The following is a 13,048-nucleotide window of genomic DNA, read 5'->3' as shown; positions in this document are numbered from 1 at the left end:
GTTCATTTGGAATGACCAAACTTCTCTCCTCGTTCCTTGTTCTGCGCCAAACGGGCCGCCGTCGCGGCCTATGCCAAAACGTCAACAGGCCCTAGGGAGCGGAGTCCCCGATGGACGACCGGAAAGTCGCTGAAATGCCAGGCCTTCAGACAGTCGGCAAGAGTCCCTGGGCCGAATCGACCGGTTCTCTACACGGGTGTCGCCAGCAGAAACGCCGTGGTTTCCGATGGCAGGGCTTGAGCGGCAGGCAGGTGGGGCTATCTTTACAGCGCTGCTGCAAACAACAATCGAATGCAGGAATGTAAGGCCGCCTGGCTTGTTGTCTTGCATGCATGAGGGCTCATGGCCGGTGGCCATGGGAATGCCTGTACGGGAAGTTTCCTGCACAGGCTCAAGGTCCAGCGCATTTCCAGCGAGAATTTCAGTGTGTACGCCAGAAGGCATGGATATATCTTCTGAAAATGGACTTTTCAACCATGGAACAGCCATTCCCCGCCTTCATCGATTTCCCGCCCATCAATGACCTGCGCAGCGCTCTGGCGCGTCTGCAGCAAGTGCCGGGGCAACTCCTGCACACCGACCATCCGGTGGACCCGCATGGCGAGCTTGCCGGGGTCTACAAGCGTGTCGGGGCAGGCGGCACCGTCAAGCGTCCGACCCGGCTGGGGCCGGCGATGATGTTCAACCACATCAAGGGCTATCCGGATTCGCGGGTGCTGGTGGGCGTGATGGCCAGCCGCGAACGGGTCGCCCTGTTGCTCGACACCACGCCCGACCGGCTGGCCGAGCGCATGGGCGAGGCGATCGAGAAGGCCATCGATCCGGTGGTCGTCCCGAGGGAGCAGGCGCCGTGCCAGGAGATCGTCCACCGCGCCGAAGACCCCGGCTTCGATCTGCGCGAACTGCTGCCGGCACCGACCAACACCGACGAGGACGCCGGTCCGTTCTTCTGTCTCGGCCTGGTACTGGGCAGCGACCCGGAGGAGGGCCATGCCGACGTCACCATCCACCGCCTGTGCGTGCAGGGCCGGGACCGGCTGTCGATCTTCTTCGCCCCCGATCGGCACATCGACAAGTTCCGCCAGAAGGCCGAGGCGGCCGGCAAGCCGCTGCCGGTGACCATCAACATGGGGCTGGACCCGGCGATCCTCATCGGCTCCTGCTTCGAGGCGCCGACCACGCCGCTGGGCTACGACGAGCTGAAGATCGCCGGCGGCCTGCGCGGCAGGCCGGTGGAACTGGTCGAGGCGGTCAGCATCGGGCAGAAGGCGATCGCCCGCGCCGAGGTGGTGATCGAGGGCGAGATCCTGCCCCACGAGCGCCTGCGCGAGGACATCAACACCGACAGCGGCCGCGCCATGCCGGAGTTTCCCGGCTACACCGGCCCGGCTAACCCTTCGCTGCCGGTCATCCGCGTGACTGCCGTCACCATGCGCCGGCAGGCGATCCTGCAGACCCTGGTCGGCCCCGGCGAGGAGCACACCAACCTGGCCGGCATTCCCACCGAGGCGAGCATCCGCAACGCCGTGGAACGGGCCATGCCGGGCTTGCTGAAGAACGTGTATGCGCATACCGCCGGCGGCGGCAAGCTGCTCGCCGTGCTGCAGGTGGCCAAGCGCCGGCCGGGCGACGAAGGCCGCCAGCGCCAGGCCGCGCTCATCGCGCTCGCCGTCTACCGCGAGCTGAAGAACGTCATCCTGGTCGACGAGGACGTCGACCCCTTCGACTCCGACGATGTGCTCTGGGCCATGCAGACCCGCTACCAGGGCGATGTGGACACGATCTTCGTGCCCGGCGTGCCCGGCCACGTGCTCGACCCGTCGCAAGTCCCGGAGTACAGCCCGTCGATCGCCGCGCGCGGCCTGACCTGCAAGACCATCTTCGACTGCACGGCGCCCTGGCATCTGCGGGAGCGCTTCGAGCGGGCGAAATTCCGTGATGTCGACCCGCACCCCTTCGCGCCCGAGCTCTTTCCGCAGGCCCGCTCATGAGCGCGCAACGGCTGGTCGTCGGCATCAGCGGCGCCACCGGCATCATCTACGGTATCAGGGCCCTGCAGATGCTCAGGGCCCTGGAGGTGGAAAGCCATCTGGTGGTGTCGCGCGCGGGGGAAATGACCCGCGCCTACGAAACCCGCCTCAAGCGTGACGAGTTGTACGCGCTGGCCGACCATGTACACCCGATCGGCGATGTCGGCGCCAGCATTTCCAGCGGCTCGTTCCGAACGCTCGGCATGCTGGTGGCGCCCTGTTCGGTGCGCACCCTGGCGGAGATCGCCAGCGGCGTGACCACCACGCTGCTGACGCGTGCGGCCGACGTGGCGCTGAAGGAGCGCCGGCGCCTGGTGCTGATGGTCCGTGAGGCCCCGTTGCATGCCGGGCATATCCGCAACATGCTGACCGTGACCGAGCTGGGCGGCATCATCCATCCGCCGGTACCGGCGTTCTACACCGAGCCGCAGAGCATTGCCGACATCGTCGATCACTCGGTGGCCCGGGCGCTCGACTGCTTCGGCCTGGAGGTGCCGGGAGCGCCGCGCTGGGGCGAAAGCTTCGGCATGTCGCCGGCGGACAGGATCAGGCATGCCTGACTGAGTGAATGCTGCGGGGCCGCCCCACATCCATCTGCGCCCTCGCGTGCGAAGGCGCTGGCCTGCGACTGTCCCATGCCCGGACCCGACCTCCGCAATGCGCGCTTGCCGGCGTGTTTGCCGCCTGCGTCGAGCGTTGCCACCTCCGGCGGTAGCCGGCCATGAGAGCGGTCATGGCCGGTGTCGCAGAAACCGCCACTGAAATCAGCGAACTTCCAGCAGCCGATACCTATGGCCCGATCGCGTGCCGCTGTGCCGGGGGGCCTTCGGGTGCTTGGGCTTGATCGATTCGGCGATCAGAAAGGCCAGCTCCAGAGCCTGGTCGGCATTCAGGCGCGGATCGCAGTGGGTGTGATAGCGATCGGAAAGTCGCTCTTCGGTGACCGCACGGCTGCCGCCGATGCATTCGGTGACGTTCTGCCCGGTCATCTCGATATGGATGCCGCCGGCATGGCTGCCCTCGGCCTGGTGCACGGCGAAGAACTGCCGCACCTCGCGCAGGATGCTCTCGAACGCGCGGGTCTTGTAGCCGCCGGCCTTGATGGTGTTGCCGTGCATCGGGTCGGAACTCCACAGCACCTGGCGGCCTTCGCGCTGCACCGCGCGGATCAGCGCCGGCAGATGCTGCTCCACCTGGTCCGCGCCCATCCGCGCGATCAGGTTGAGGCGGCCCGGATCGTTGTCCGGGTTGAGGCTGTCGATCAGGCGCAGCAGCTCGTCCGGGTCCATGCTGGGGCCGACCTTCACCCCGATCGGGTTGCCGACGCCGCGCAGGAACTCCACATGGGCGCCATCCGGCTGGCGGGTGCGGTCGCCGATCCACAGCATGTGCGCCGAGCAGTCGTACCACTCGCCGGTCAGGCTGTCCTGGCGGGTCAGGGCCTGCTCATAGTTCAGCAGCAGCGCCTCGTGGGCGGTGAAGAAGCTGGTCTTGTGCAACTGCGGCGTGCTCTTCAGACCGCAGGCGCGGATGAAGGCGAGGCTTTCGTCGATGCGGCCGGCCAGCTGGCTGTACTTTTCCGACAGGGCTTCGTCAGAGATGAAGTCGAGGTTCCACTGGTGGAGTTGATGCAGGTCGGCGAAGCCGCCCTGGGCGAAGGCGCGCAGCAGGTTGAGGGTGGCGGTGGACTGGTGATAGGCCTGCAGCAGGCGTTGCGGGTCCGGTGTCCGGCTCCTTTCGTCGAAGTCGATGCCATTGACGATGTCGCCGCGGTAGGCGGGCAGGGTGACGCCGTCGACGGTTTCGCTGCCCGCCGAGCGTGGCTTGGCGAACTGGCCGGCCATGCGTCCCACCTTGACCACCGGGCAGCCGGCGGCGAAGGTCATGATCACCGCCATCTGCAACAGCACTTTCACGGTATCGCCGATCTTGCTCGAGGAGAATTCGGCGAAGCTCTCCGCGCAATCGCCTCCCTGCAGCAGAAAGGCGCGTCCCTGGCTGACCTCGGCGAACAGCCGGCGCAGCTCGCATGTCTCGCCGGCGAACACCAGCGGCGGATAACCGGCCAGGGTTGCTTCGACCTGGGCAAGATGGGTGGTATCGGGGTATTCGGGTTGCTGCTGGATGGGCCTGGTTCTCCAGCTGTCGGGAGTCCAGTTCGGCTTCATCATCAGGTTCATCATCAGATCCTTTGATTGCATTACGGCATGCTCGGTGGATGTAACTGCTCTTTGTCGCGCAGTCAGTCATGGCCGCCGCAGATTCTGTTGATGCGAGTCAGAAGCTGAAGCCTGTCATTGACCATTGAGTCTTTTTACCGTTTACGCCTGTGCGGACAGCGACCGGAATCCTTCCTGCCCTGTGCGAAGCCGCCGATGCAACCTGCGCCCGAGCGCACGATTCCGGCGTCCGGGCAAGACTTCTGCGCATCGCCTGCACAGACTGCGAAAGGCCCTCAAAGTCTGGTGTCTGAGCGCCTGCTCAGGCTTCCGGGGCTGTCCTTGAAGAAGTAATGCACGATCTTCGCAAGCTGTCCGAGTGGCCGACAAAAGGCACAAGTGGGGCCAGTGCTTTGCCAGCCTGACTTCGGACGATTACGGAGCAGAGCATGCTCCTCCGGGTGCAGACAGAAGCAAGCGCCGACGGCTATCAGGGCCGTGTCAGCCGGCAGAAGCATCAGCGGCCCAGGGGCCAGGTTGATTGCATCGTTAATGGCATCTTGCCGCATGACCCTTGGATCGGTCATGCCAGTATTTGGCCAGTAAGCACTTTTCCCATAACAAGTTAAAAACAATCTTGTATTGCGTTCGTGGAAATAATTTCCTGGCGACAGTTGTCATTGCTGAAACGTTTCTCCTATGATTTCAGATATGGGCTTTATTAGAGTCCTCATCATATTGGGGACATTGGTTGGCTCAGATTCATGAAGATGACAGAGCTTCCTGCGGATACTGCCATTTCGCTCTTGGAAGTTGCTTTTCCGGGCTGCGAAACAGGGATGGGCAGCTTCTTCGATATGGCGGAAAAGTTCTGGAGTCAGGCAGGTTTTGATTGGCGCTCGATTTGTGGCTTCAGTGAGGAAGGTTAAGCAGGCTGTCGATGGGCATGATGATTCAATACGTCAGCTAAAGTGCCTCGCTTTGCCTCAAGAATGTATTTGCCGATGGAGGCCGCTGGCGGCAAGTATTTCTCCAGGTGGACTATCAGGGTGCACACCAGGGCCGGTCGTGCAGCCAGGGGCTTGGCTGGGAGTCGATGTCGTCCGAATAAGAACGATGTTCTTCGCACGCTAGGGAAAGATCAACTTTTGTGTCTGCTGAAAGTCATGTGCTGCGTTGCTGGTCACGAGTGCGCGCCTGCTGGATAGGCAATGTTCCTGGGGATTTGTTTTGGGAGGGAGTGCTCTCAGTCGAGGCGAAGTTGCAATGCGCTGGGGGTGAATTCAAATAAATAGCTCAACGTTCCGCGCTTTTGTTGTAAAGGCTTGTGCATGGTAAGCCCGTATATGCCTGGCCGCCTGAAAAATCCAAGCTAGGGAAGGCTGAAAAATGAACAATGACAAGCATGCAAGTCGGGGGCGTGATGCCCTGGTCTGCCGACGCTCGGCCATACGGCTCCTTGCGCTGGCGATTTCCGCAGCCAGCCTCGCCATGCAGGATGCCGCCGGGGCGTCGGACAATGGCACCTATCAGGAACTCTACCGGCCCCAGTTCCACTTCAGTCCCGCCGAGAACTGGATGAACGATCCGAACGGACTGGTCTACCACGACGGCGAATATCACCTGTTCTACCAGTACAACCCGTTCGGTGACACCTGGGGACATATGTCCTGGGGGCACGCCGTCAGCCCGGATCTGATGCATTGGGAGCATTTGCCGGTGGCCATTCCCGAACAGGGCGACGAAATGGTCTTTTCCGGCAGCGTGGTGGTCGACGAGCGCAACACGAGCGGCTTCGGGAGCCGGCGCAATCCGCCGATGGTGGCCATCTACACCAGCGCACGGCCGGGATCGCAGGCCCAGTCGCTTGCCTACAGTATCGACCGCGGGCGTACCTGGAGCCGATACGATGGCAATCCCGTGCTCGACATCGGCTCGGCGGAATTCCGCGATCCGAAGGTGTTCTGGTACGCGCCGGAGCGGAAGTGGGTCATGGCCGTGGTCGCGGCGCTGGAACACAAGGTCAAGCTCTACAGCTCGCCCGATCTGAAGAACTGGACGCACATGAGCGATTTTGGCCCCGCCAACGCCACGGGGGGAGCCTGGGAGTGTCCCGACCTCTTTCCGCTTCCCGTCGACGGCGATTCCAGCCGGATCAAGTGGGTGCTTCTGGTCAGCCTCAACCCTGGCAGCATCGCGGGCGGCTCCGGCATGCAGTACTTCGTCGGCGACTTCGACGGGACGACCTTTCGGGCCGACAATGTCCTCGGCGACTATACGCCGCCCACAGGCGAGCTTTACCAGGGCTTCGAGGAGCGCGACTACGGTGAGTGGAGCACGACCGGTACCGCGTTCGGCTCGGGCCCGACCTCCGGCACGATTTCGCCGCAGGGCGAGGTGAGCGGATATCTCGGTGGTGGCCTGGTCAACAGTTACCATGAGGCAGACTTGGGAACGGGAACCCTGACATCGCCCCCCTTTACTATCGAAAGCCCTTACCTCAACTTCCTCGTCGGCGGAGGCAAGCATCCGCACGATCCCACGATCTCGGACCAGGCGGTACCCGCCGGCTCGGTATTCGCCGACTTCGAGGGGAGCAGTTACGGCAGCGGTTGGACCGCCACCGGCACCTTCGCCGGTAGCGCGCCGGCGGCCGGCACACTCGCAGGCCAGCAGTCCGTCAGCGGCTACGAGGGGCGTCAGCTGATCAACACCTTCATCGATTATGACAACGGAACCGGCACGATCGTCTCGCCTGGGTTCACCGTCATGAGCGACTACATCAATTTTCTGGTCGGTGGTGGCGCCCATCCTTATCCCGGCACTGCCAACAATCCTCCGACAGCGGTCAATCTGGTCGTCGATGGCGAGGTGGTGCGCACGGCCACCGGTCAGGACAGCGAGGCCCTCAACTGGACCCACTGGGACGTCTCCGAGCTCAGGGGCCAGACGGCGCGCATCGAGATCGTCGACAGCAACACCGGTGGCTGGGGACACATCAACGCGGACCACTTCATGTTCTCCGACGAGCCGGCCTTGCCGCGCCCCACGGAAACTACGGTCAACCTGCTCATCGATGGCGAAGTGGTCCGATCGACGACGGGGCCCAACAGCACCACGCTGGACTGGGCCGCATGGAACGTCCGGAACCTTATCGGCCAGACCGCCCAGATCCAGCTCAGGGACAGGAACACGGGCGGCTGGGGTTACATCCTCGCCGACCACTTCATGTTTGCGGATGAGCCCGCGCTGTCGCTCCTGCAGCGCAGCAGTTGGGTGGATTACGGTAAGGATTTCTACGCCGCGATCACCTTCAACAACGTGCCCGATGCGCGCCGCCTCGCGATCGGCTGGATGAACAACTGGAATTACGGCCAATTGACGCCGACGAGCCCCTGGCGTGGCGCGATGAGTATTCCGCGCGAGTTTGCCTTGCGCACCATCGATGGCGCTCTCCGGCTGGTTCAGCAGCCCGTGCAGGAGCTTGATCTGCTGGGAGAGGATTGGCAGACGTTCAGCCAGCAGCAGATTCCGTCCGGCACGACCACGCTTCCGCTGCAGGGCAAGGCGTTCGAGATCAAGGCCGACCTGCTTTCCGGCGACGCGAAGCGGGTCGGGCTGAAGGTCCGTAGTGGCAACGGCGAGGAAACCCTCATCGGTTACGACGCCGAGGCCGGCGAAATCTACGTCGACCGGACGCGCTCCGGCGAGGACGGCTTCAGCACCGACTTCCCCGGCGTTCAGCGGGCGCCCTTGACCGCGCGGGATGGCAAGATCCGGCTGCATGTGCTCGTCGACTGGTCGTCGGTGGAGGTCTTCGGTGACCAGGGGCAAACCGTCATCACCGCGCAGATCTTCCCGGGCGCGACGAGCGACGGTGTACAGCTCTTCTCCGAGGGCGGCAGCGCGATGCTCGACTCGTTGCAGGTCCGGCCTCTGGGTTCGAGCTGGACGCGGTAGCGCAGCGGCGGCAACACACTCGAGCGCTTCCCTGCGGGAAGGAAAGGGCGACACACCGGCCCGCGGCCCTGGCAGGACGCGGCCGGGGGAGAAGCTCGGTCCGTTTGAGGGGGAGCGCCGTTCGGTGCTGCACGCGGACGGAGTGGCGCCCGAGCAGGCCCTGTCGGCATCGTGGCTGGATCGCCGGCTTCATGTGATGCGCGCGGCGGGTGCCAGGAAAGGATGACGGGGGCGCAGCCAGCTCAGGTCGTGCCTGAAGATGGAAACCTGTAGAAGTTTCGGACTGCTCACATACATCACGCCGGCCATCACCGCATATGCATTTCCGGTTGTTTGCCGTTCGATCGCGGTAGGCAGGTACTTCTGAATAAATGAAAGCTCCAAACTTGTATCGGTTATAGCCCGATTTTTCGGTTTGCCGAGAGTGATAACGAACTTCGCCTGGCCCCGCGAGCTTTCGCGCAGCTTGATAGAACTGTGCTGGCCATATTGATGGCGATGTGGAGGAAGGCCTGGCACCAGTTGCAATGATATTGAGCTGCTACGGCTGAATAGTTTCATCCAGGTATAAATTAATGATTATCTGTGGTTTCGAGATTGCCAAAAGATGTTTTATTTTTTCAGGATAGCGCTATCTTTGTGAGAATGGAGTCGCCGGGTTCCAGGCATTGCCTTAATGCAGCTCAGCGATAATCAATAAAAATAACACGATAGTGGCAATAGGCTTGGCTGGGTGACAGTGCGACCATCCATAGATAGCGCTGTCTATTGCCGAGGTCTTGCATGGATGGCTTTCTTTATTCCTTCGCCCAGGATCGTGGGCATTACCGAAGTGATCTTGCTCAGCAGTCGTGGACACGGTTTTAAGCACTCATCCGGAGCTCGAAGGATTCCGGGCTGATGTATCCCAGCGTGCTGTGGCGCCGCTGGCGGTTGTAGTCGACTTCGATGTATTCGAACACGGTTGCTCGCATCTGGGCACGCGTACCGAAGCGTTCCCCATGGATGCACTCAACCTTCAGGCTGTGGAAGAAGCTCTCGGCACAGGCGTTGTCGTAGCAGTTGCCCTTCGCGCTCATGCTGCAGCGCAGCTCAGCGCCTCGGCTCCCTTGACAGAGCTCGGTAATCGACAGCGGAAAGCAAGGCGTGCGCCGCTATGGCAATGCCAAGTGGCGAAAGGGCTTGAGGGTTCGGTGCGAGCCCAGGTGGAGGCCTTGGCCGAGCTGATGCGAAAGTTGATGTGATGGTAATGCTGGGGGCGCCTTGTTGACGCGCCGGGCAAGCGGTGCGGCGCTTGCCCGGCGCGATGTGCACCCTCAGGTCATTGCGCGAGTTTTTCCTGGACGATGGGGTAGTGATCCCACACCGCCTGGTCGGTCATCGAGCGAACCAGCTTGACGTATTCGGCATGGGTCCAGGCCAGGGGGGTGGCGGAGTTCGTGCCTTCTCCCTTCTCGAAGCCATGGGTGCTGTTGTCACCCACGCCGTCCCAGACCTGTTCCGGCAGCATCATGCCTTCATTGGCGAACAGCTCCATGCTCTTGACGTAGGTATTTTTGAGCTGCATCAGTTGCTCGTCGCTCAACGTGCTGACCCCTTCCGGCAACCGGGCCTTGGCGAGCGCCAGCTCGTAATGGCCCCGCTCGCCGGTAAAGAACGGCCAGACCCGGCCCCGGTCCGAGCCCGGCTCGGAGGTCATCCAGTTGCCGCCGGTGTTTTGATTTTCACCGTAGCCATCGTTGCCGTAGCGACGCCAGCCGGGGAATTCGCCTACGACTCCGGGGTAGGTGAAGGTGTATTTAAGCTTCAGGTGCTCGGGCAGCACCTGGCTGTCGAGCTCTCCCAGCGAATCGACGATGTGGGGATCGGTGGCGGGGCGAACGCCGTAACGCACCAGCTCCAGAAAACCGGCGTCGAGAACCTGGCTTTCCGGCAGTCCGGCATAGCCGTTGCTGTAACTCAGGGTGCCGCCGTCGTTGGGGTCGTCGTTCTGGGTAATGCGCAGGTAATAGCGTCCGTCGCCCAGCTCGCCACTGCGGGTGAACATGCTCGCTTCCACTTTGTCGGAGTAACCTTTTGCGGTGTTCAGGAAAGTCTGCGCCGCATTGGTATCACCCGCATGCTCGGCGATGTCGGAGGCCGCTGTCAGGCCGGCGATGAGTGCTGCCGTGGTCGAGGGCGAGTAGCCCCATTGCTCTTCCCAGCGCTCCTGCTGGGTCAGCGGTGGGGTGATGTTCCAATCGTTCCAGCCGAGTTTGATCTGGCCGCCCGTGACCAGGAATTCCGCCGCCGGCTTGAGCATGTTCTGGTACCAGTCGGTGATCTGGTTGTCGTCCAGTATCCCGGCCTGCCAGAGTTTCCAGCCCAGCATGATGGGCATGGCGGTCTGGTCGAGCTGGACCGACATCCATTCGAGCTCGCCATCGACATGGGTCTTTTGCAGGAACCAGCCGGTAGCGCCCTCGTTGCCGGGGGTGTCCTCTCTGACCTGAACCTTCTTCAGGTATTCGAAGGCAACCTTCGGCGTCTGGCGGTCGCCGAGCGCCAGCAGCGCCATCGCGCACTGGTAGAAGTCACGTGGCCAGACGGCCTTGTAGCCGGTACTGCTCTGCTCGGCGGAAGTCGTATCGCCCCAGGGATTGGACAGGGAGGCGATCAGCGCCCCGGCGTTGCTCTTGTCCTCCTGGGCCTTGAGCACCATGGCGCTGACGTTGAGCAGCTTGCCGTTGTCCGTGCTCTGCGCATACATGGCCGGCAGGGCGGGCAGGGATTGCAGATAATCCTGCCAGCCGATCGCCTTGCCCTCGCCATTGTAGTGGGCCAGCACCTTGGCGTAGCCGCGGGCAAGCGTCTTGTCCGCCGCCTTGTCGGCCTCCTCGCGGCTCTTCCCGAACCCGACGACCAGGTCGATTGTGGTTTCGGTGCCCTTCAAGGGAAGGCGCGCCAGCAGGGCGACGTTGCCCTGCTGTGACCCAGTGCTGGTGTGCTGGTTGTCGAGCTTGCCATCCTTCTTCAGGTCGGTCAGGCCGTCGGAGGTTCCGGCAAAGCCGACGGTGGCGTTCTCCAGGGGCTGGCTGGCCTTGACCACCAGCGTTGTCTCGTCTTGCTGGGCGTACAGCGCCTGCCGGTCGACGAAGGCGGTGTCGCCGCTGCCGGTGTTGCCGATCGCCGGATCGACGTGCACATAGGCCTGGATGGCCGGATCGGTGCTGCGGAAGTTGACCCGCATCATCAGGGAGTTCGTGTTCGGATCGGTGAACACATGTTTCTCGATCTCGTACAGGCCTTCCTTGTCGCGATTGATGATCTTGTAGGCGAGCGAATTGGGGCGGCCCTCACCGTCGACCGACAGGTAGTGGATTTCGCTGTCGGTGTCCTGCGCTTCCAGATCCACGAAGTCCGGCCCCTGGATAACCAGTTGCAACTCCCTGAGCTGAGCTTCATGAATCAAGCCGAACATGGTCTCGGTGATGATCCCCTGGGCCAGGGAGAACCAGACTTTCGACACGGGACCGGTGGCCGCCGAACGGGCATATTGGCCATCTTCGTTGTACTGCTCGTAGGAGGTGCCGATACCGGTTTTTCCCGAATAGGACCAAAACGGTGCTTTCCCCGGCGCACCCGGGGCCACGCTCTCCACCACGCCGGTACCGGGGGCGGCACCCAGCGCGGTTTGACAGAGGCCCACAGCGCTTACCATGACGCTCAGCAGTGTTTTGCGAAACCTTATTGGCTGCATATCATTTCCTTTTTTTTGGGGGGATAACAACGTTGGAAGATCGCCGTCGTGCAGCCGCTCCGAGCGGGAGCCGGTTGCTTTGGATAGGGGAGGATCGTTCAGCGAGTCTCAGCCGAAGCTTCGAGTCATCGCTTCGAGGCATCGAGGTGCGCGCGCTGGCAACGCCTCCCCGATACGCAGCCACGGGGAGACTTGCCGGCTCGGTATGGATGGCAATCGCCCGATGACTGAGTGTGTCGTGTGCAGGTTTGCCTGAATGCTGCAAGAGGCAGCCCTATAGCTGCTGGCAGCCTGCATCGAGTGCACCGTAGTGACGGTGTGGGTGGGATGGAAATCGAATCTCCGATGCTGGAGAGTGAAATCACTATGTTGGCAAAGTGCCTGGGGAGCGCAGGGTTGCCCGCAACCGGGGTTCCCTGCGTTTACCGACGTACTGCTGGCTGGAAGCATGGATACCTTCCTAATCGTCGGGACAGCGCTGTCTTTGCGGAACGCAACAAATCACCGCAAAGTTAAGTCTGCCGCCATTGTCTTGTTGTTCTTGTTGTCTGCCACCTCGCCTATCCAAAGAAGCGGGCTGGTGACATGCGTGCATGCTTGGGCAAGTTCAGTTTTTATATGAGATAGCGCTAACTTAGTCTTTGAGATTTTGTTTGGCAAGCTACTTTTCATAGTCATGGTTGCTCTACAGAGGCCCTTGCCATTGCAAGTAAGCGACCGGCTGCTTGGCTGAGTCCGGTAATTCACAGAATCTTGCCATGCCGTTCTCTGGATTAGGGGTGGCCATTAATTTGCCGGTAAGAATTTTTCCTATAAAAATTTAAAAGGTTCTTTATATTCTGTTGGGGAAAATTGGTTTTTTAGTAAAAAATTGCCATTGTTGGAACGTTTCCTCTGTGCTTGCAAAGCATGTTTAATGCGGTCTTGGGTTGATCTTGGGCAATTCGAAGTGGCAGTGCTTTTCAAGCGGCAGGCCTGACGGAGGCAAGTGGACGTTTCACGCTTGTGTTGCAAAGGCTTGTGCACAGGCAGGTTCGCATATGCCTCGCCGGCTAAAAATTCCAAGCTAGGTTCTGTTGACGCAAGCCCAGTGCTAAAACTGGGCTTTTGCCATGACTGACAGAAGCCGACTGAGCGACAGGGAATGGTCCCGCATACAA

The 13,048-nt window shown here is 61.7% G+C and carries 6 protein-coding genes and 2 pseudogenes; 4 read left to right on the top strand and 4 right to left on the bottom strand.

Features of this window, described 5'->3' with window-relative positions:
- Positions 1–476 precede the first annotated feature (476 nt).
- Complete coding sequence (locus EV691_RS22515; protein WP_089168287.1) at positions 477–1,991, top strand: UbiD family decarboxylase; 1,515 nt, start codon at positions 477–479, stop codon at positions 1,989–1,991.
- Positions 1,988–2,590 carry a UbiX family flavin prenyltransferase gene (locus EV691_RS22510; RefSeq protein WP_089168286.1) on the top strand — a complete coding sequence of 201 codons (603 nt, stop codon included), beginning with the start codon at positions 1,988–1,990 and terminating at the stop codon, positions 2,588–2,590. The genes EV691_RS22515 and EV691_RS22510 overlap by 4 nt, the downstream gene beginning before the upstream one ends.
- Before the next feature lie 279 nt (positions 2,591–2,869).
- On the opposite strand, the pseudogene EV691_RS22505 reads toward EV691_RS22510, so the two are convergent.
- Positions 2,870–4,198, bottom strand: a pseudogene (locus EV691_RS22505) (class II 3-deoxy-7-phosphoheptulonate synthase); the annotation flags it as partial.
- Positions 4,199–4,953: 755 nt separating this feature from the next.
- On the opposite strand from EV691_RS22505, the gene EV691_RS23510 reads away from it, so the two are divergent.
- Complete coding sequence (locus EV691_RS23510; RefSeq protein ID WP_165494386.1) at positions 4,954–5,118, top strand: hypothetical protein; 165 nt, start codon at positions 4,954–4,956, stop codon at positions 5,116–5,118.
- 460 nt (positions 5,119–5,578) lie between these two features.
- Positions 5,579–8,149: a glycoside hydrolase family 32 protein gene (locus EV691_RS22500; protein WP_131298153.1), complete on the top strand. Its 2,571-nt coding sequence runs from the start codon at positions 5,579–5,581 to the stop codon at positions 8,147–8,149.
- A 189-nt stretch (positions 8,150–8,338) separates the two neighbouring features.
- Here EV691_RS22500 and EV691_RS22495 read toward each other — a convergent pair whose 3' ends face one another.
- From EV691_RS22495 to EV691_RS22485, 3 genes and pseudogenes are all read right to left on the bottom strand, one after another.
- Complete coding sequence (locus EV691_RS22495) at positions 8,339–8,710, bottom strand: hypothetical protein (protein WP_131298155.1); 372 nt, start codon at positions 8,708–8,710, stop codon at positions 8,339–8,341.
- Positions 8,711–9,012: 302 nt separating this feature from the next.
- Positions 9,013–9,240 (bottom strand): annotated as a pseudogene (locus EV691_RS22490) (IS3 family transposase); the annotation flags it as partial.
- A 230-nt stretch (positions 9,241–9,470) separates the two neighbouring features.
- Positions 9,471–11,837, bottom strand: a complete 2,367-nt coding sequence (locus EV691_RS22485) for a glucan 1,4-alpha-glucosidase (RefSeq protein ID WP_242672521.1) — start codon at positions 11,835–11,837, stop codon at positions 9,471–9,473.
- Between the last annotated feature and the right edge of the window lie 1,211 nt (positions 11,838–13,048).

The sequence above is a fragment of the Azotobacter chroococcum genome, assembly GCF_004339665.1.
Lineage (GTDB): Bacteria > Pseudomonadota > Gammaproteobacteria > Pseudomonadales > Pseudomonadaceae > Azotobacter > Azotobacter chroococcum.
The sequence above is the reverse complement of the archived record's forward strand: the minus strand, read 5'-3'. Positions and strand labels throughout refer to the sequence as shown.

Coding starts and splice junctions, on each gene's coding strand:
- EV691_RS22515 (WP_089168287.1), top strand. CDS start 477: ATGGAACAGCCATTCCCCGCCTTCATCGATTTCCCGCCCATCAATGAC.
- EV691_RS22510 (WP_089168286.1), top strand. CDS start 1,988: ATGAGCGCGCAACGGCTGGTCGTCGGCATCAGCGGCGCCACCGGCATC.
- EV691_RS23510 (WP_165494386.1), top strand. CDS start 4,954: ATGAAGATGACAGAGCTTCCTGCGGATACTGCCATTTCGCTCTTGGAA.
- EV691_RS22500 (WP_131298153.1), top strand. CDS start 5,579: ATGAACAATGACAAGCATGCAAGTCGGGGGCGTGATGCCCTGGTCTGC.
- EV691_RS22495 (WP_131298155.1), bottom strand. CDS start 8,710: ATGAAACTATTCAGCCGTAGCAGCTCAATATCATTGCAACTGGTGCCA.